This is a genomic window from Sphingopyxis selenitireducens, assembly GCF_051550705.1.
In the GTDB taxonomy this organism is placed as follows: Bacteria; Pseudomonadota; Alphaproteobacteria; order Sphingomonadales; family Sphingomonadaceae; genus Sphingopyxis.
On the sequence record NZ_JBPULG010000001.1, the window covers coordinates 743,805 to 762,084 of the forward strand.

Sequence of the window (18,280 nt, forward strand, 5' to 3'; positions counted from 1 at the left end):
GGCACCCAAACTAAGGCGTCGGTGCCTCCGGCTCAAGGGCCGAGGCCGCCAAATTCGCCTTCGCCGCCACCAAGCCGGGCTTGTGCGCCGCCAGGACCGCCGCATCCAGCGCGATCAATTTCGGTCCCGCCGTATAGAGCAGCGCCGCCTCGACCCGCTTTTGCGGAAAAATTACCCCTAGCGCATCGCGATACGCCGCCATCTGGCGCAGATAAGCGGGCGCGACCTCGGCGGCGCTGGCGGGGACATGCCGCCCGGTCTTGTAATCGATCACCGTCACGGCGTCGTCGGTGACACAGAGCCGGTCGACAATCCCCGCAACGACGACGCCGTCGCCGACCACCGCCGACAAGGGCACTTCGGCGAGTGATCCGGGGCCGAACAAGGCTGCGTGGGCCGGGTCATCCAGCACCGCCAGCACTTCACCGACCATCGCCGCCCGCGCCGCAGCGTCCAGCTCGGGCGCCTGCGCCGCCAGCCAGCGCAGCGCCGCCGCCTCCCGCTTTTCCGCCGCGACGGGCGGTAGTCGCTCGAACAACGCGTGAAGCAGCAATCCACGCGCCACCGCCGCCACGCGGTTGCGGCCCTGCGGCGGGGTCGCGACATCATCCTCACCCAGTGCCGACGGCGCCAGCGGGCGCGGCGGGCGCGCTTCTTCGGGGGCGGGCTTTGTCGCCCAGTCGGCTATCACCAGCGGCGGCGCTGCCGCCACGGCCTTGCGCTCCGATGCCCGCGCCCATTTCTTCGCATTGACCGCGTGAACGCGCTTGGTCCCCCATGTCGGCCCGGCGTCCTGCCAGTCGCAGCCCATATCGGCCATCACCGCATCGACCGCACCATGCCAGCTGCCTTCCGCTACGCTCAGATCCTCGGCCTTGGTGATCCCGGTGACAACCAGCAGCTCCTCGGCGCGCGTCATCGCGACGTAAAGCAGCCGCCAATGCTCCTCGATCTCGGCGCGCGCCTTGGCGTCATGCGCTTCGGCAATCCGGCCGTGCCGCTCGTCCTTGCCCAGCCCGAACACCGGCAATTTGTCCCAGCCCGCCAGCGACAGATCGAATTTGGTCTGGCGCGGTTTCGGATCGTCGGTCGCGTCGGCGAGGATGACGATCGGCGCCTGCAACCCCTTTGACCCGTGCACCGTCATCACTCGCACGACGTCGCTGCGCGCCTCGGTTTGGCGCTTGATGTCCGCAGTGCTCGCCGCGATGCGGGTCAGGAAACCCAGCAGCGACGCGGTTTCCAGCCGCTCGAAGCTCAGCGCCTGATTGAGCAGTTCATCGATCGGGTCGCGCGCTTCCTTTCCCAGCCGCGCCATCAGCTTGCGGCGCCCGCCGATCGGCCCTGACAGGATGGTTTCGAGGAAACGAAAGGGGGTGGTGAAATCAGCCATCGCCAGCAGGCTGCGCAGGGCGGCCATCGTTTCCGCCGGCACCTCCTCTTCGCGGTCACGCAGATTCTGCCACAGCGACTTCGCCTTGCGGCCATGGGCGATGCGGAACAGATCGTCCTGGCTCCACCCGATCAGCGGCGACACGAGCAACGCGGCAAGATTCAGATCATCGAGCGGTTGAACTGCAAAGCGCATCGCCGCCAGCAGATCCTGCACCCCCAGCGGCTGGGTCAGCGCAAAGCGATCGACCCCGGCGACCGGGACATGCAGCGATTGCAGCCGCGCGACGATTCGCGCCGCAAGATCGCGGCGGCGGCGGACGAGGATCATGATGTCGCCCGGCGCGACGCTGCGCCCATCCTTGCCGTTCGCGATCCAGTCCTTCACCTCATCGGCAATTGCGCGCGACAGGCGAAGGCTCGCGGGATCGCTCGCAGCGGCCAGCGGCTCGCCTGGTCCACTCTCGCCCTCATCCTCGCCCGCCTCGTCTTCCTCCTCGGCTCCGCCGCCGATCGCCTTTCCGACGGGCAGCGGTTGCCACAGCTCGACGCGACCCGGATGCTCGCTCTTGAACGGCAGATGCGGCGGCTCGTCGGAGGCGAGCCCCATCAGTTCGGCCGCGCCCCCTTCGATCCACGCATCGACAACGTCAAGCACGGCGGGGCTCGACCGGTAATTGGTGACCAGGTCGACTTCCTCGAACGGGCGCTCGCCTGCCCGCGCCTTCTCGCCAAAGCGGATGCGCGCGGCCTCGAACGCCGCGGGTTCGGTGCCCTGAAAGCCGAAGATCGCCTGCTTGCGGTCGCCGACGGTGAACATCGTGCGGTTGCGGTCGTCCTTGGCGCCCTGCCCGGCGAAAAACTCACCGGCGAGTGCGGCGACGATCGCCCATTGCCTCGTATTGGTGTCCTGCGCCTCGTCGACCAATATATGGTCCGTGCGCTGGTCGAGTTTGAAGCGCACCCATTCGCCGAAATCGCCGACGCGCAGCAGCGTTCCCGCGATGCTGATCAGATCGTCGAAATCGGCAAGCCCGCGCTCACGCTTCGCCAGCGCATAGGCTTCGGCAAAGCGGCTCCCCAAATCCCATGCCGCCACCAGATCGTCGGCGACGCGCATCGCGGCGGCGGTTGCGGTCAGTTCGTCGGCAACCGCGACAATCCGTTCGGCGGCGGCCAGACAGCCGTGCATCTTGCCCGTCTCTTTGACGAAGTCGGCGCGCATGTCGCCCGTCCCGGTGACGAAGCAGCCGCGCAACGCCGCGAGCAACACGCCCTGTACGGCAGGCGCGGCGCCAAGCCATTCGGCCATGATATCGGCGCGCGCTTCGCCGGTCTTGGTCCCCCACGCGCGCCCGCTCACCGCGACCGCGCCGATATCCGCCGTAGCGATTGCTCCGCGCGCCAGCTCGCCCTCCAGCCACGCCGCCGCATCGCCTTCGGGCAAGCCAAGCGCCGCGCGCACATCGTGCCGCTTCGGCGCAAGTCGCGGCGCATCGGGCGCCGCAAAGGCGCTCGCGCAGCGGTGCAGAAACGCCAGCGCCGCGTCCTGCCCGATGCGCAGCGCCAGCATCGCCGCGACGTCGCGCATCGCATCGCCATCGTCACCCGCCTGGCTCAGCAGCGTGCCCAGCACCTCGCGCTGCAACGCCCCCGCCTCGCTGTCCTCCAGCGCGCGGAAACCCGGCAGGATTTTCGCCTCCAGCGGGAAACTCGCGAGCAGGGTCTGGCAGAAACTGTGGATCGTCTGCACCCGGATCGCGCCGCCCGGGCTATCGATCACCGTCGCGAACAGCGACCGCGCACGGTCGAGGATCGCGGGCGTCTGCCAGTCGGCCCCCAGCGCCTGCAGGTCCAGCCGCAAATCGCCATCGTCCATCCGCACCCACAGCGCGAGACGCTCATGGATACGATGCCCCATTTCGGACGCCCCCGCCTTCGTAAAGGTGATGCACAGGATAGCCTCAGGCGACACACCATCCAACATCAGCCGCAGCACGCGTGCCGACAACACCTGCGTCTTGCCCGTCCCCGCCGACGCACCGAGCCAGACATGATCGTCGGGCCGCGCCGCCGCCTGCTGGCCCTCGTCGAGCCGCTTGAGCAATTTGTCGGGGTGGGTCATGTTGTTTTGCCGTTATCGTTTCCATCACCGCTTCCGAACCATTCGTCGCGGCGCATCAGATGGTCGAAGTCGGTGTAGCGCCGGCCCGCATCGCCCGGAACAAAGGCCTCACCGCCGAGCAGGAAGCGCGCGGTCAGGTCGGCAAGCGCTTCGGCGGCGCGGTCGATCGCTTCCTCGACCGTCTTGAGCTTGCGGCGTCCGCCATGCGTCGGCGAAATCTTGCCGCCCACGCCCTTGGCCCGGTCGCGCTTGAGGCTCCAATATTCAAGTCCGGCGACGTCGGCGCGATCGACATCCTCGGCCGCACCCGCTGCCGCGAGCAGGCCGAGCAGGCCGAGCTGATTGTCGAGCCCTTCGGCGGCGGCATTGCCGCTCGGCGCCGCGCCGCTCTTGTAATCGACGATCGCAAGGCTGCCGTCGGACAGCTGGTCGATGCGGTCGGCCTTGCCGTGCAGCCTGATCCCGCCCACCAGCATTTCGCCGCGCACTTCGCTCGCCACCGGCCAGCGCTCGTCGCGCGCCTGCCACACCGTCTCCGCCGCCCAGCGCAGCGACGGCACGATGCGCGGCAACCAGAAGGCGCGCGCAAGCGCATCGAGCGCGGGATCGCCGGCGAGCGCCGCGAGTTCGCTCTCCAACGCCGCCGGGGTCAATCCCGCCGCCTGCCAATCCTCGAGCAATTTATGCACCCGCGTCCCGAACCATTTGGCGTCGGGACCGCTCGCCAACGGATCGAGTTCGGACAGCCGCAAAATCTTCGCGGCGTAAAAGGCATAGGGATCGCGCGCGAGCTGATCGACGCCGGTGACGCTGATGCTGTCCGGCCGCGCCGCTGCGGGCGGGCATGGCTGCGGCCTGTTGGCGGGCGCATGGCCCCCCGGCTGCACGTCGAGCGCCGCCGCAAGCGCGGCCACGCTGGCGCCATCCAGCATCGCTTCGGGCAGCTCGCCCGCAAGCGCGGTCAGCCGCAGCCAGAAGCGCGACGCGACCACCGGATCGCCGCCGCTCCGCTCCGCGCGGGTGACGACGATGTTGCGCCCCGCGAGCGCCCCGGCGAAATCATGCGCCGCCATTCCCTGCTGCCGCTCGGGCGCCGCGAGGCCGAGCATGCGGCGGATGCCGGGCGCCAGCCACGGGTCGGGCGCCTGCTGCTGCGGCCAGCGGCCTTCGTTGAGCCCGCCGAGGATCATATGATCGGCGCGCTGCAACCGCGCCTCGAGCAGGCCCCAGATGAACAGCCGCGGATGCTTGCCATAGGGCGGCCGCACGCTTTCCCCGCCAAGCAGGTCGGCGAGCATCGCTGGAAATTCGGTGGGCGCGACGAGCGCCGGGCCCGCACCATCGGCGAGCGTCCAGCGGTCGAACAATTCAGCCAGCGCGCGTCCCGCTGCGCCGGTCCACACCGCCTCGCCGGTCAGCCAGCCCAGCCCCGCCTCAAGCGATGCGAGCAGCGTCGCGGGCGGTGCCGGGGCGGCAAAGGGCGCCAGCGCGGCTTCCAGCGCCGCCGCCATGTCGAACCACCAATCGGCAATCGCGCGCGCTTCGCTATGGCGGCGGAGGTCAGGATCGGCGGCAAGCATCGCGATGCGCGCGCTCACCCCGGCCCATCCGGGCGTCAGCCCGGGCTCGCGCAGTACCAGATCGAGCCGCCGCACCTGATCGAGCCAGGCCAGCCGCGCCTCGCCCTTGCGCACCAGCGGGTGGCCGAGCAGCGCGATCAGTCGCACGGGATCGAATTGCCCCGCCAGTTCGGCGAGCAACAGCAGCAGCGCGCCCGGCGGCGATTGCGCCAGCGCCTGCCCCGCGCTGTCGTCGACCGCTATGTCCCAGCGCGCAAGCGCCGCCGCGACGCGTTCGGCCAGCACCCGGTCGGGGGTAACAAGCGCAGCCGTCTCACCCGGTTTTTCGAGCGCAGCGCGCATCATCAGCGCGATCCCCTGCGCCTCCTGCCCGTCATCGGCGAAGACCGCGCTGCGGATGCCCGCAACGCCTGCGCTCACGTCGCCCGCCGCCTGCCAGCGCGCCGTGTAAGCGGCGGGAGCAAAGAGCAACGAGAGGAAGGGCGCGCGCGCGTCGGGCCCATCGAACGGCGAAGCCGCCTCCCAATCGCCCACTTCGGCGCGCCCGACGCCCATCCGGCCGAGCAGCAATTTCAGATGATATTGCGGATGCGTCTCCAGCGGCCGCGCCTGCGGCGCTGTCGGATCGCGCTCGATCGGCCCCAGCGCCTCCCACTCGGGCTCGGCCATATCGAGGTCGAGCCCGGGCAGCACGACCATCCCGCGCGGGCAATCGGCAACGGTGCGCAGCAGCCGCGCGATCGCCGGCGCCGCAGTGGTGATCCCCGCCGCGACGAGGAAGTGCGGCGGCGGCGCGCTTCGCCAGCCCGCGCTCACCCGGTCGAGCAGACGGTTGCGGCGGTCGGCGCGATCGATCATCCGGGCTTTCGCTAGCAGTTCCGGCCAATGATCGACGAGCAATCGCAACCGGACGAGCGACGCCTGCCAATGACTGGCAAATTCGCCGAGGTCGAGGTCGACCAGCGCCTTCGCCGTCACCTCTTCATAATGAAGCTGATCGATGACCCGCCCCAATCCATCAGCCAGCTGAAACGCCGCCGCGCCGGTGATTGCAGCCTCACCCGGCGGATTATGACGCTCGATCAACTCCGCCAGCGTCAGACGACGGCGCAGCGCGTCGATCGCGGGCGGGATGGGTTCGGCGGCGTCGATCGCATCGAGCGCCAGCGCGACATTCTCATCCAGATCGGCATCGCCGATCACCGCGAGGCGCGGCATCAGCAAGCCGTCGCCCCCCGCGCGCACAAACGCCGCCTGCACCGCGCTGCGCGCGCGGTTGCTGGGGAGCAGGATCATCCCATCGGCGAGGCCCAGGGCGCCATCGGCAAAGCGCGCGATCAGCCCGGCGGCGAGCGCATCGGCAAAGGCCCGCTGAACGGGGATGGAATGAACGGTGGGGCGTTTGGTCATCATCTCTGTCTATCTAGAGCGAGGCAGAGATACGCAAGCCGATCCTCCCTGTCGCGCAGCGTTGGGGAGGGGGGCCGTCCGCGAAGCGGATGGTGGAAGGGCCGTGCAACGGTAGCGCAATTGCCCCTCCGTGAGCGCTTCGCGCTGCCACCTCCCCATGGCTGCGTCACGGGGAGGATATGGAGATTAAACCTCGCTCAACGCCGCCTCGGTCGGCGCAATCGCCGCCGGGGTGCCGACATCGAACCATTGTCCCATGTGCGACACGCCGTAAAGCCGCCCCGCCGCTATCGCGCGATCCCACAAGATATTGGTCGAAAACGCACCCTCGGGCGCGCCGTCGAGCAGGCGCGGCGAGATCAGCTGGATGCCGGTGTAGACGAAGGGTGCAACACGTCCCGGCTTACGGCGCGACAATTGCCCATTGGGGTCCATATGGAAATCGCCGTTGCCGCCATGCCCGGTGGCGCTCGCCTGACGGATCACCAGCAGCAACGCATCCATGCGGTCGCCGTCCCAATGGCGCGCGAGATGCTGGATGCTGTCCTGCGGACCGTCGGTCCAGATATTGTCGCTGTTGACGATCAAAATCGGGTCGCCGGTGAGCTGCGGCAACGCCTTTACCATCCCGCCGCCGGTTTCCAGCAATTGCGCCCGCTCATCGGAAATCGCGATGCTGAACGGCCATTTCTGACCAGCCAGATGCGCTTCCAAAGCGTCGGCGAGATAATGGACATTGACCACGACATGGCCGACCCCCGCCGCCGCGAGCCGGTCGAGGCTGTGGTCGATCAGCGGCTTGCCCGCGACGCGCACCAGCGGTTTGGGCCGGGTCGCGGTCAGCGGACGCATCCGCTTGCCGAGCCCAGCCGCCATCACCATCGCGCTTTCGATTTTCACGCTCATGCCCCCGCTGCTTCCCATGCCGCCGCGCGCTTGCCGGCGGGAACATAGGTATCAAACCACGCCCGCACCGGCGCCAGCGCGGGATGCGCGAGATCGCGTTCGAGCAGCCCCCACATGCGCGGCTGAAACGACTTGTAATGCGGCTTGTCGTCGCGCTTCCACAGCCGGACGAAGACGCCCAGAATGCGCGTGTTGCGCTGCGCCGCGAGCGCCCAATAGGCCGCTTCGATGTCGCGCCCCGTCGCTTGCGTATAGCGCGCGAGCATCGCCGCCTCGACCGCGGGGCTTACATCGCGCCGCGCATCTTCGAGCACCGAAGCGAGATCATAGGCGGGGTGGCCGACCAGCGCGTCCTGAAAATCGAGGAGGCCATAATGGGCGATCCCCTGCTGCCCGGCGACCAGCATGATATTTTCGGCATGATAGTCGCGAAGCACGGTCACGCGCGCCAGACCATCGGCTTCGACCGGCCCGAGCACCGCGGCCCACGCCGCACGAAACGCATCGCGGTCGACCTCCAGCCCCAGCGCCGGACAATACCAGTCGGTGAACAGCATCACCTCATCCAGCCATTGATCGATGCCGTGCACCGGCAGCCCGGCCATCGGCGGCCGTGCATGGAGGTGGACGAGCAAATCGGTCACGCCGGAATAATGGTCGGTTTCGGTGTGCGGGTTTTCTTCGACCGTCTCACGCAGCCGGACGTCGCCGAAATCCTCGATCAGCAGCAGCCCCTGCACCAGATCGCGCGCGAGGATCGTCGGCGCATTGAGCCCGCTTTCGCCCAGCCATTCGGCAACCGCGATGAAGGGGCGCGGGTCTTCGTGCGGCGGCGGCGCATCCATCAGCACCGCGCGCCGGTCGCCATCGACGACCCGGAAATAGCGGCGAAAGGAAGCATCCCCGGCAAGCGGCAAAATCTGCGCATCGCCCCAGCCATGCGCAGCAAGGAAGGCGGGCGCATGGGCGGGCGGAATCATCAAAGCGGCCATCGCGCTTCCCAAGCGGGCGGCAGCGATGCTGTCAAGACGCGGGCGTCGCCGTCGCCCGAAATCGCAAGCGTCAGCGTGCCGGGCCAGCCGCCATCGCCCAGCCGTTCGGGCCATTCGATCAACAGCGCGCCGTCGTACAGATAATCGTCGAGGCCGAGTTCGATCAGCTCGTCCGCATCCTCGATGCGGTACAGATCGACATGCGCGATCGGCATTTCGACCTCGGGCGGGGCATAAGGCTGGACGATCGCAAAGGTCGGGCTCGGCGCCTCGCCCGCCAGCCCGCGCGCCTTCAGCATCGCGCGCGCCAGCGTCGTCTTGCCGGCGCCGAGATCGCCCGACAGCGCGACGACGTCGCCCGGACGCAAGACGGCGCCAATCGCCGCGCCGATCCGTTCGGCGTCGTTCAATGTGTAATCCAGCGTGAAGATCGTCATACGCCGCGCGGCAGGCTGACCCGCACCATCGTGCCCTGCCCCTTTTCGCTCATCACTTCCATCGTCCCGCCATGTGCCGCGACGAGTTGGCGCGCGAGCGCAAGCCCGATGCCTCCCGAAGAGGTTCCCGCCTGTTGCCCCTGGGTCACTGCCGCAACCGCTTCGGGCATACCGGGGCCATTGTCGGACACGACGATCTCGACGCGCTTTGCATCGCCTTCGGCATGGAGCAGCACGCGCCCGCCGCTGCGCCGGGTCGGCGCGGTAAAGCGGATCGCATTGTCGAGCAGCCCGGCGACAAGCCGCGACAGCCGCGGCGCATCGCCCTCGATGCTCCCAAGCTCGCCCGACAGGTTGCCGACCAGCTCGATCTTCTCCCCATTGGCGAGCGGCTTCGCTTCGGTCAGGGCCATATCGAGCAATTTCCAGACATCGACGGGCGCGCGCTCGATCGCCAGCATTCCCGCCTCGCCCTGCGCAAGGTCGAGGACATTGTCGATCTGGCGCCCGAGCACTCCGACCGAATCCATGATCGCGTCGACATAGGCCTGCTGCTGATCGGCGAGCTTGCCGACATAGCCCGCCTGCAACATCTCACCGAACCCGCCGATCGACGTCAGCGGGGTGCGCAGTTCATAGCTCATCCGCGACAGGAAGGCTGTCTTGACCTTGTCGGCCGCCTCCAGCGCCTCATTGCGTTCGCGCAGCGCGCTTTCCATCCGCCGGCTGTCGCTGACGTCGAGCATGATCAGCAGCGCATTGCCGTCGGGCAGCGGGATCGACGCAAAATCGAAATGGCGCCCGTCGGCGAAACGCACCTCGCCCACGCGCTGGGTGCGCTCGAGCGTCGCGGCGCGGATGACTTCCTGGACGATGCTGATCTGGTTCGGCTTGGCCAGCCGGTCGGCGAGCCCGCCCATCAGCACATCGACGCGCGGATGCGCCGCCAATGTCCCTTCGTCGACGCCCCACAGGCGGCGGAAACGCTGGTTCCACAGATGCAGCCGTCCGTCGGGCGCGAACACGGCGATCGCCTCGAACAGATTGTCAAAGGTCGCGGTACGCACGCGCAGCAGCGTATCGCGCGTCGAGGCGAGCTGAACCTGTTCGGTGCGATCCTCGGCAATCAGCAGCAAGCCGCCATCGGGCGTCGGCTGGGCAACGACGCGCAAATGCGTCCCGTCGCGCAGCAGCCAGTCTTCCTCGGCCGCGTCGGTGCGCGCGAACCAGTCGACATGCGCCTGCCGCCACATCGGATAGTCGCGCACTTCGGGGGTCCGGCCGCCCTCGCGCCATGCGTCGAGCAGGCGCGCAAAGGGCGGTGCCTCGGCGATGACATCGACATCGAGCGCGAACAGCCGGCGGAAGGGCTGATTGGCGAAGTCCAGCCCCTGATCGGGTCCGAATTGCGCGACTGCCGCCGAAAGACGGTCGAGCAGATCGCGCTGGGTGTCGGCAAAACGGCGGTGCGCACCGCGCTCGCTCTCCAGCTCCTGAATGTCGATCGCATAGCCCGCGATCCCGATCGTCCGGCCGCCTTCGGGGGCGAGCGGGATATCGACGACGCGCATGATCCGTCGCTCACCCTCGATCGTGACCGGAATGGTTCGCGTTTGCGCGGCGCCATCGATCCGCGCCTGCTCGGCAGCCTCGGCGGCGCTGATCCCCGCGATCGGTTCGCACAGTTCAATGCCCTCGCCGATCACCGCCGCCGCGTTCGCCGCCTCGACCGCGCGGACATAGGCGCCGTTGACCAGCGCGAGCTGCAAGCCGGTATCGCGGAACCACATCGGATAGGGCGCAGCTTCGATCAGGCCCGACAGCGCCTCGAACGCCGCCATCGCTTCGTCGCGCTCGCCCTGCGCCCGCGCCAGCGCCTGCTGGCCATCGGTCGCGTCGCTCAGCCACAGCAATACGCTGCCCGCCCCGCCCACCGCCTGCGGCGCGGCGGCGCCGTGGATGACGATGGTGCGCGCGCTGCCTTGCGGCCGAATGCTGAGGGTGAAGGGCTTCGCACCGCGCTGCGCGCCGATGATCGCCTGACGCAGCGCCTCGTGCCCCGCCGGGTCGAAGCCGGCGTCGATTCCGCGCAGCTCATCAAAATTGCGCGGGCCGCGCTCAAGCCCCAGCCAGCGCCCCAGCCGCTCGCCCGCCTCGATCCGCCAGTCGCCGCGGACGATCACCGGCAATTGCGGCGATGCTTCGACCAGGCTGGCGAGCCGCTCACTTTGCCCGGAAACAAAGGCCGAACGGCGCTGCATCGCGATGCCGCGTCCGACCGCCCACAGTCCGGCGAGCAGCCACAGCGCGGCAAACAGGCCGATCGCAAACAAGCTTGTCGGGGACAGCGCATCGCTCATCCCGCAATTTTTCCTGATATATCCGGTGTCGGCCCTGCTCGCATGACCGCCAGCCCTACCGGCGATGCCGGGATGTTTCAATCGCGCGTCATCGCGGATTACCGCGCAGCGTCGTCCGGTGGGCGCGCACGCCCCTGAAACACCGCCATCCCGGCCACACGCCGGGATGGCGGATCAACGATCAGTAGCGGTAATGTTCGGGCTTGAACGGCCCTTCGACCGGCACGCCGATATAGTCGGCCTGCTTCTGGGTCAGCTTCGACAGCTTCACGCCCAACTTTTCAAGGTGCAGCGCAGCGACCTTCTCGTCGAGATGCTTGGGCAGGACGTAAACGTCGTTGCCGTAATTCTCGCCCTTGGTGAACAGCTCGATCTGCGCCAGCACCTGATTGGTGAAGCTCGACGACATCACGAACGACGGGTGGCCCGTGGCGCAGCCGAGGTTCACGAGGCGGCCCTTCGCCAGCACGATGATCTGTTTGCCATCGGGGAATTCGACGAGGTCGGTGCCGGGCTTGACTTCGGTCCACTTGTAATTGGCGAGCGCCGCAATCTGGATCTCGCTGTCGAAGTGGCCGATGTTGCAGACGATCGCCATCGGCTTCATCGCCGCCATATGTTCGGCGGTGATGACGTCGGCGTTGCCGGTCGCGGTGCAGAAAATGTCGGCGCGCTGGACGGCTTCGTCCATCGTCACGACTTCAAAGCCCTCCATCGCGGCCTGCAAGGCGCAGATCGGATCGATTTCGGTGACGAGCACGCGGGCGCCGCCGTTGCGGAGCGACTGGGCCGACCCCTTGCCGACGTCGCCGAAACCGGCGACCGCAGCGACCTTGCCGGCCAGCATCACGTCGGTGGCGCGGCGGATCGCGTCGACCAGCGATTCCTTGCAGCCATAAAGATTGTCGAACTTCGACTTGGTGACGCTGTCGTTGACGTTGATCGCGGGGAAGGGCAGCTCGCCCTTCTTGGCGATTTCATACAGGCGGTGAACGCCGGTCGTCGTTTCTTCCGACACGCCCTTCAGCGCCTTGACGGTCTTGGTCAGATAGCCGGGGTTTTCCGCGACGAACGCCTTCAGCGCGCGCTGGAATTCGACTTCTTCTTCATTCTCGGGGGCCGGCAGCGTCGCGCCGGCCTCGATCTTCGCGCCCCACAGCGCGAACATGGTGGCGTCGCCGCCATCGTCGAGGATGATGTTCGAAACCGTGTCGCCCCAGGCGAAGATGCGGCCGACATAGTCCCAATAATCGGCAAGGCTTTCGCCCTTCACCGCAAATACGGGAATGCCCTGCGCGGCGATCGCCGCAGCGGCATGATCCTGGGTCGAGAAGATGTTGCAGGTCGCCCAGCGAACTTCGGCGCCCAGCGCGACGAGCGTTTCGATCAGCACAGCGGTCTGGATCGTCATGTGCAGCGAACCAGTGATGCGCGCGCCCTTCAGCGGCTGCGACGCGCCAAATTCGGTGCGGAGCGCCATCAGGCCTGGCATTTCGGTTTCGGCGATATGGATTTCCTTGCGCCCGAAATCGGCAAGCGCGATGTCGGCAATCACATAATCACGGGCGTCGGCGGCGAGAGTGGCCACGGTTAGTCTCCTGTAGACGAGTTCGGCCGCAGGCGAGCGGCCACGAAATTATGTTGCGCGCCCTAGCCGAAACGGCGCTTCGGATCAAATATAAACTTTTCTTTATATCGCAAGTCCAGCACCGCTGAGCGGACGCGAATCACCCACCGCACAACCATGCGGGCGCGCAAATTATTTTTCCGCGAGCGCAATTGTGACAATCGCGACGGTCATGGCGCAGCCGAATGTCACAATCGCCAAGATTCTGAAAATTCAGACTTATAATGCGCCTTGCGTGAAGCATAATCGCATATTGTGACAACTATGTTACAAACCCCCGAAAAGATTGACTTTTTTGTTGAAGAGGGTGAAAATCAGCCCAAGTTTTCGGGGAGATACCTAAATGAAAAAAATATTGCTAACCGCCGCCGCCCTCGCCTTCGCAGGCCCCGCCATGGCGCAATCGATCGTTGTCGTGACCGCGCCGCAGGCCGATGATTCGGTCCTGCCAGTCGCCTATGGCGAACTGAAGGCCGGCGACAATCAGGCCGCGATCGCCAAGCTCACCGGCGAAACCAGCCTCGACGCACGCGACCCGTCGCGGCTGATCAATCTTGGCACGGCATATGCCCGCCTCGGCCGCAGCGCCGATGCCGCCGCCGCCTATGACGCGGCGATTTCCAGCCCGATCCGCTATGATCTCGAACTCGCCAGCGGACGCTATATGGACTCGCGCTGGGCCGCGCGCACCGCGCTGGCCAATCTGTCGCAAGGCCGTCCGCTGCTCGCGCTCGCGCGCTAACAAAACGTCGCCCCTGCGAAGGCAGGGGCCGCCGGAAACCTGATCCAGCATCGCTGCGTAAACCGACAGCGGCCCCCGCCTACGCGGGGGCGACGGCGACGCTAAGCTTCGCCGCCCTTGGTTGTCAGCAAGCGGGCGTCCACTCCCGCTTCGGCAAACGCCGCCTGCCAGCGTTCGGCGGGCGGCGTGTCGAACAACAAGGCATCGCTGCCCGGGGTGACGTGCCAGCCGTGGTGGACCAGTTCGCCCTCCAGCTGCCCCGGCGACCAGCCAGCATAGCCAAGCGCGACCAGCCAGCGCGAAGGCCCGCGCCCTTCGGCAATCGCACGCAAGATATCGTGCGAACTCGACACCATCCAGCGCCCCGACACCTGCACCGCATTGTCGCCGCCCCAGTCGCGGCTGTGCAGCACGAAGCCGCGCGACGGCTCCACCGGCCCGCCCAGAAACACCGGCTGATCGAGCGGATCGTCGTCATGCGCGATGTCCAGCTGGTCCAGCACGGCCCCGACGGTCATGCCCTGGATCGGATCGGCAATGCCGATCCCCATCGCGCCCTCCTCATCATGGCTGATCATCGCGACCACCGCATGTTCGAAACGGGGATCTCCTATTCCGGGTAGCGCGAGCAGCAATTGCCCGGTGAACCATGGGGGCGCCTTATCCATGGAACCACCATGCCCCCGCATGGCTTGCGGGTCCAGCATTTCGATCAATTTCTCGCCCCCGCTTGACTCCGGCGTCGCCCCACCCAAATGTCTGCCGCGACACCAATCCCCTCAACAAAAGGATGCCGACGATGACGATCCAGACCGGAGACAAGCTGCCCGAAACCAAGCTGGTGAAGGTCACCGAAAACGGCCCCGAACAGGTCAGCACCGCCGATTATTTCAAGGGCCGCAAGGTTGCGCTCTTCTCGGTTCCCGGCGCCTTCACCCCGACCTGCTCGGCCAAGCATCTTCCGGGCTTCGTCGGCAAGGCCGCCGAACTGAAGGCCAAGGGCGTCGACGAAATCGTCTGCACCGCGGTCAACGACGCGTTTGTGATGGGCGCTTGGGGCAAGAATGCCAACGCCGGTGACGCGGTTACGATGCTCGCCGACGGCAATGGCGATTTCGCGCAGGCGGTCGGCCTGACCATGGACGGCAAGGCGTTCGGCATGGGCCAGCGCGGCCAGCGTTTCTCGATGATCGTCAACGACGGCGTCGTCGAACAGCTCAACGTCGAAGCCCCCGGCGAATTCAAGGTGTCGAGCGCGGACCATATGCTCGAACAGCTGTAAGAAAGATGGGGCGGCTGCGAACGGAGCCGCCCCTCCTTACTTCGTCACCCCGGACGTGATCCGGGGTCCATAGCGCCAGATCGCCATATCCGCATGGATGCCGGATCAAGCCCGGCATGACGAGAGATGGGATGCGTTTCCCCGCTCTTCCCATCTGTCATATTTTCATGCAAGAACGTCGCGATGACATCATCATCGCACACCCCCGACATCCCCGGTCCCATCGCCCTCGTCGAAGAGGTGATCGCCGAACTGCAAACCCGGTTCCGCGCGTCGGTCTCTGCGCTCAAATCCGCCATCGCCGCCTATGTCCGCGACGGCACGCTGCCGCCGGCGGATGCCGCCGCCACCGGACTGTTCGACTATCCGGCGCTACAGCTCGTCACCACCGGCGAACGACGCGAAGGTCAGGTGAGCCACAACCTCGCCTTTGGCCGCTTCGAACGCGCCGGCGAGTTTGTCACCACGGTCACCCGCCCCGACCTGTTCGCCGATTATCTGCGCGACCAGCTGAACCTGCTGGTTCGCCATTATGACGTCGAGCTGTCGGTGACGCGCACGGGGCAGCAAATTCCCTTTCCCTATGTCCTGGATGCCAGCGACGGGTCGGACATGGGCGGCATCACCCCGCTCGAACTCGCGCGCCACTTCCCGACCACCGAGCTTGCCGACATCGGCGACGAACTCGCAGACGGTCTGTTCGGGCTCGATCCGGCGAAGCCGCAGGCGCTCGCGCTGTTCGATGCGCTGCGCACCGATTTCAGCCTCGCGCGCCTCCGCCACTACACCGGCACCGCGCCCGAGCATTTTCAGCGCTATATATTGTTCACCAACTATCATCGCTATGTCGACGAATTCGTCGCCTGGGCGGGCTCGCAGGTCGGCCAGGGCCGCTACACCGCGCTCGCCGGCGCGGCGGGCCTTTATGTCGATCAGCCCGGAGTCAACGCAAGCGCGCTCGTCGCCGACAGCGCCTGGCGGCGGCACCAGATGCCCGCCTATCACCTCATCGCCCCCGACGGCGCGGGCATCACCCTGGTCAACATCGGCGTCGGCCCGTCGAATGCCAAGACGATCTGCGATCATCTCGCGGTCCTGCGGCCCGAGGCGTGGCTGATGATCGGCCATTGCGGCGGGCTGCGCCCCAGCCAGCGCATCGGCGATTATGTTCTCGCCCACGCGTATCTCCGCGACGACCACATCCTCGATTCGGTTCTGCCTCCCGAAATCCCGATCCCCGCGATCGCCGAAGTCCAGCTCGCGCTCGCCGGCGCCGCCGAAGCGGTGTCGGGGACCAGCGGCGCAGACCTCAAGAAGCGGATGCGCACCGGCACCGTCGTCACCACCGACGACCGCAACTGGGAACTGCGCTACACCGACAGCGCGCTGCGCTTCTCGCAGTCGCGCGCGATCGGCATCGATATGGAATCGGCGACGATCGCGGCGCAGGGCTACCGCTTCCGCGTCCCTTACGGCACGCTTCTCTGCGTCAGCGACAAGCCGCTCCACGGCGAACTCAAGCTACCCGGACAGGCGAACCGCTTCTATGAAGAAGCGATCGCGTCCCACCTTCAGATCGGAATCAAGGCGTGCGAAAGTCTGCGTGACGAGGGGGCGAAGCTGCACAGCCGCAAACTGCGCGCCTTCAACGAACCGCCGTTCCGGTGAGGAGCGGCAAGGCGCCGCACCTTCGCGTTGTTCCGGCGCCGTGCGAATGACAGCAAACGACCGATAGCCTCCCTCTTATCCCGTTTGCATCGAGCGAAGTCGAAATGCCCCTCGGCTTGGCGCTATCCCGACGGGTGTCTCGACTTCGCTCGACACGAACGGGAGGGGGGATGTCGGAAAACGACCGGTTTCGGCCAATTGCGGACATTGCGCGATGGCCGGGCCTATCGCCTCCGCTCGTGATACATCACGATCACCGATTGCAGCTTGCCGTCATCAGTCCAGCCGTATTCATCTGCCATATTATGTTGTTGCGGGGGCTCGTCAGGAAAGTGAGCCGTAACCTCAAAAGAGCATTCCGGCGTCGCGATGTAATAGTCGCACGACACATTGGTCACAGACACCAAAACGGGCTTCTGCGACGAACGAGACGCAAATCGAGCAAATCGTGGGCCGTAGTCAACTTCCCATTGCGAGAGGATGTAGGCGGCAACCTCGTCAGATGTGGGAAGCCTCTCTTCTGCACGAGCCTGCTCCACCGAGATTGCATGATTTGCACACCCAGAAAAACAAAGCAGAGCGAGGGCCATCGGGACACTTTTCATTCGCTTGAACCTAGCAGGCATAGGTCGGCGTTCCACCCCTTTGCCGCCCCCGCCATCATCGTCACCCCGGGCTTGACCCGGGGCCTGCCTTGCCTTTGCAAGGTCGCGCGGGAGGAAGGCGGGTCCCGGGTCAAGCCCGGGATGACGAAAGGAGAGGTCGGCTCCCCCACTCCCGAAAGGACCTTCCTCGTCATCTTCCCCGATCAGGCCCGAAATATCGGAAAGAAACCCGGCCCGTTTCAGATCACCATCAACACCGCCTCAAACATACATGCCCTCGCGCAAGTTGATGCCATGCTCCAGCCACGCCTTGAGCGCGCACAGCATTTGCGCCCAACCCTGGCAATTTCCATAACTCGCCTTCAGCGCGCCCTGATTTTCGCGCCAGCCCTCCTCGGCGATTTCGACCAAGGTGCGGCCGTCGTCGAGGCCCTTGAAGCTCATCGTCACCTTGGTGCGATAATCGCTGTCGGTCATTTCGCCGCCCTCGACATTCGGGGGCTCGCCTTCATTCGCCTGCCATTCGAGGATGATACGCTCGTCCTCCACCACTTCGGTCACAAAGACGGGAAAGGCGCCCGGAAAATCGGCAAAATCCCACGTCACCGTCGCGCCGGTTTCCAGCCGTCCTTCGGCGCCGCCGGTGGTGAAATATCGGGACAATGTCTTGGGATCGACGACCGCTTCGAACACCTCGGCCACCGGCTTGGCGATCCGCGCCGCAACCCTGAATTTCAGTTCCATGATCCATTCTCCGCTTGAGTCGGGGCAATTTTATGTTATAAATTTACAACATGTCAATCCACGAAGAATATGACCGTGTTTTCAAGGCTCTGGCGTCGCACATCCGTCGCCTGATGCTCGACACGCTCAAGGATCAGCCGATGACCACGGGCGCCCTGTGCGCGAGTTTTGATCAAATGGACCGCTGTACCGTGATGCAGCATCTGAAGGTGCTCGAGGATGCCGGGCTGGTGATCGCCGAACGCCGCGGGCGCGAGCGCTGGAACCACCTCAACGCAATGCCGATCCACGATATTCACGAACGCTGGATCGGCCCGCATGCCGCCGCGGCAAGCGCCAAACTGGCGCGCTTCAAACAGTCGGTCGAAGCCAAATGAAAATGGCCGGGAAGTTTCCTTCCCGGCCATCCC

General features: G+C 66.3%; 14 protein-coding genes. 4 read left to right on the top strand and 10 right to left on the bottom strand.

Features of this window, described 5'->3' with window-relative positions; translation table 11 throughout:
- Nucleotides 1-10: 10 nt before the first annotated feature.
- The 7 genes from addA to ahcY all read right to left on the bottom strand — a co-directional run bounded on the left by addA (nucleotide 11) and on the right by ahcY (nucleotide 12,790).
- Nucleotides 11-3,517, bottom strand: coding sequence for a double-strand break repair helicase AddA (addA, locus tag ACSYDV_RS03455; RefSeq protein ID WP_438322341.1), 3,507 nt, complete (start codon nucleotides 3,515-3,517; stop codon nucleotides 11-13).
- Nucleotides 3,514-6,507: a double-strand break repair protein AddB gene (gene addB / locus ACSYDV_RS03460; RefSeq protein ID WP_438322342.1), complete on the bottom strand. Its 2,994-nt coding sequence runs from the start codon at nucleotides 6,505-6,507 to the stop codon at nucleotides 3,514-3,516. The genes addA and addB overlap by 4 nt, the downstream gene beginning before the upstream one ends.
- A gap of 186 nt (nucleotides 6,508-6,693) precedes the next feature.
- On the bottom strand, nucleotides 6,694-7,413 hold the full coding sequence (locus tag ACSYDV_RS03465) for a nucleotidyltransferase family protein (RefSeq protein WP_438322343.1): 720 nt from the start codon (nucleotides 7,411-7,413) through the stop codon (nucleotides 6,694-6,696).
- Nucleotides 7,410-8,393, bottom strand: coding sequence for an aminoglycoside phosphotransferase family protein (locus ACSYDV_RS03470; protein WP_438322832.1), 984 nt, complete (start codon nucleotides 8,391-8,393; stop codon nucleotides 7,410-7,412). The genes ACSYDV_RS03465 and ACSYDV_RS03470 overlap by 4 nt, the downstream gene beginning before the upstream one ends.
- Nucleotides 8,393-8,842, bottom strand: a complete 450-nt coding sequence (gene tsaE, locus ACSYDV_RS03475; RefSeq protein ID WP_438322344.1) for a tRNA (adenosine(37)-N6)-threonylcarbamoyltransferase complex ATPase subunit type 1 TsaE — start codon at nucleotides 8,840-8,842, stop codon at nucleotides 8,393-8,395. Before tsaE ends, ACSYDV_RS03470 begins: the two co-directional genes overlap by 1 nt.
- Nucleotides 8,839-11,202 (bottom strand): PAS domain-containing sensor histidine kinase, encoded by a 2,364-nt coding sequence (locus tag ACSYDV_RS03480; RefSeq protein ID WP_438322345.1) that lies wholly within the window; start codon nucleotides 11,200-11,202, stop codon nucleotides 8,839-8,841. Before ACSYDV_RS03480 ends, tsaE begins: the two co-directional genes overlap by 4 nt.
- Before the next feature lie 181 nt (nucleotides 11,203-11,383).
- Nucleotides 11,384-12,790: an adenosylhomocysteinase gene (ahcY, locus tag ACSYDV_RS03485; RefSeq protein ID WP_438322346.1), complete on the bottom strand. Its 1,407-nt coding sequence runs from the start codon at nucleotides 12,788-12,790 to the stop codon at nucleotides 11,384-11,386.
- A 382-nt stretch (nucleotides 12,791-13,172) separates the two neighbouring features.
- Between ahcY and ACSYDV_RS03490 the strand changes: the two genes are divergently transcribed.
- Nucleotides 13,173-13,571, top strand: coding sequence for a hypothetical protein (locus ACSYDV_RS03490; RefSeq protein ID WP_438322347.1), 399 nt, complete (start codon nucleotides 13,173-13,175; stop codon nucleotides 13,569-13,571).
- Nucleotides 13,572-13,672: 101 nt separating this feature from the next.
- Here the strand turns inward: ACSYDV_RS03490 and ACSYDV_RS03495 are convergent, their stop codons facing one another.
- A complete protein-coding gene (locus ACSYDV_RS03495; RefSeq protein ID WP_438322348.1) occupies nucleotides 13,673-14,239 on the bottom strand; it encodes a YqgE/AlgH family protein in 567 nt (188 codons plus the stop codon).
- 131 nt (nucleotides 14,240-14,370) lie between these two features.
- On the opposite strand from ACSYDV_RS03495, the gene ACSYDV_RS03500 reads away from it, so the two are divergent.
- Together ACSYDV_RS03500 and ACSYDV_RS03505 are read left to right on the top strand one after the other, a co-directional pair.
- On the top strand, nucleotides 14,371-14,853 hold the full coding sequence (locus tag ACSYDV_RS03500) for a peroxiredoxin (RefSeq protein ID WP_438322349.1): 483 nt from the start codon (nucleotides 14,371-14,373) through the stop codon (nucleotides 14,851-14,853).
- Between the two features lie 183 nt (nucleotides 14,854-15,036).
- Complete coding sequence (locus ACSYDV_RS03505) at nucleotides 15,037-16,521, top strand: AMP nucleosidase (protein WP_438322350.1); 1,485 nt, start codon at nucleotides 15,037-15,039, stop codon at nucleotides 16,519-16,521.
- Nucleotides 16,522-16,745: 224 nt separating this feature from the next.
- On the opposite strand, the gene ACSYDV_RS03510 is transcribed toward ACSYDV_RS03505, so the two are convergent.
- Complete coding sequence (locus ACSYDV_RS03510; RefSeq protein WP_438322351.1) at nucleotides 16,746-17,111, bottom strand: hypothetical protein; 366 nt, start codon at nucleotides 17,109-17,111, stop codon at nucleotides 16,746-16,748.
- A 276-nt stretch (nucleotides 17,112-17,387) separates the two neighbouring features.
- Nucleotides 17,388-17,870, bottom strand: coding sequence for an SRPBCC family protein (locus tag ACSYDV_RS03515; protein WP_438322352.1), 483 nt, complete (start codon nucleotides 17,868-17,870; stop codon nucleotides 17,388-17,390).
- A gap of 50 nt (nucleotides 17,871-17,920) precedes the next feature.
- Between ACSYDV_RS03515 and ACSYDV_RS03520 the strand changes: the two genes are divergently transcribed.
- Nucleotides 17,921-18,247: an ArsR/SmtB family transcription factor gene (locus ACSYDV_RS03520; RefSeq protein ID WP_438322353.1), complete on the top strand. Its 327-nt coding sequence runs from the start codon at nucleotides 17,921-17,923 to the stop codon at nucleotides 18,245-18,247.
- The last annotated feature ends 33 nt before the right edge of the window (nucleotides 18,248-18,280 follow it).